This window comes from Oleiphilus sp. HI0067 (assembly GCF_001635735.1).
In genome coordinates this window covers 1-955 of record NZ_LWFI01000588.1, presented here as the reverse complement: position 1 = coordinate 955, position 955 = coordinate 1, and the positions used below count along the sequence as shown (strand labels likewise).

Sequence of the window (955 nt, the reverse complement as noted above, 5' to 3'; positions counted from 1 at the left end):
GAGTCATACATCTTCTGTTCTAGCCAAAGCTGCTCGAATGCTCTTTCGAACGCTTGTGTAGGAGAACATCCTTCATCGAACGCAGTAAGAAGCGCACAAACAGGCAGAGAAATTGATGTCACGCATACCTGATAGTCTTGTCGCCACACCATAACGATCTCTGCGGGAGCATCTAAGGAAAAACTAGCCCCATTATTTGAATCAACGCTAGCATTCTCCTGTTCGTTGAATTGCCACAAGCTATAGAGTGGAAAGTCCGACCGAATGATTGAGAGACTTGGATGAAGACCAAGTTGTATATTGGCTTGATCAACACCAAGGACGTTCTGAAGATCAGCCGCAAAAACTGCCGATACATCACAGCTATGAAATGCTTGATGCCAAGACCAGTCGACACTAGCGACATCACTCACATATGGATAATCATGCAAGGGTTTGAAGCCTTCACAAAAGCATGGAAAGCCTTCCCCAAAATCATCCAAACTAGGCGTTTTGGATGGGTGATTTTTAATATATTGACGCGCTAAGGCATCAAAAAACTGATCACCAAGTGCTGCCAACACTCTCGGAAAAACCGCACGTAATGACGCAGTGAAATTACCGAGCATGCTGCCATGGTAAATATCAAAATGCTGTGTGGCTGACAGTTTATTTGAATCGCAAATCAAGGCTTCTACGTTTGCGATTTCGCCCTGATAGAGTCCATGAATAAACTTATCTTGTAATGCATTTAACGCATTACTTTCAGGTTTAGGCGACATAATCAGCCCGATCTTTGATGTGATGATTATGCTGTTCCCAATACTGTCTCGCTTTACTTAACTCTTTCAATAACACTGAGTATTCTGGGATGTCTGTATCCCATTCAATCAATGTAGGCACAGAGCCAAAGCGCTTGAGCGCCTCTTCATAAAGCTTCCAAACATCGTCATGTACCTGGGCGCCATGTGTATCA

Annotated in this window: 2 protein-coding genes; both read right to left on the bottom strand. The window is 43.7% G+C overall.

Annotated features, from left to right (window positions below; genetic code table 11):
* Positions 1–761 (bottom strand): DNA-binding domain-containing protein (locus tag A3739_RS06740; protein WP_068500813.1); only part of this gene is annotated, 761 nt, incomplete at its 3' end.
* Positions 751–955: DUF692 family multinuclear iron-containing protein (locus tag A3739_RS06735; RefSeq protein WP_156502415.1), on the bottom strand; the 205-nt coding region annotated here is incomplete at its 5' end. The genes A3739_RS06735 and A3739_RS06740, both read right to left, overlap by 11 nt.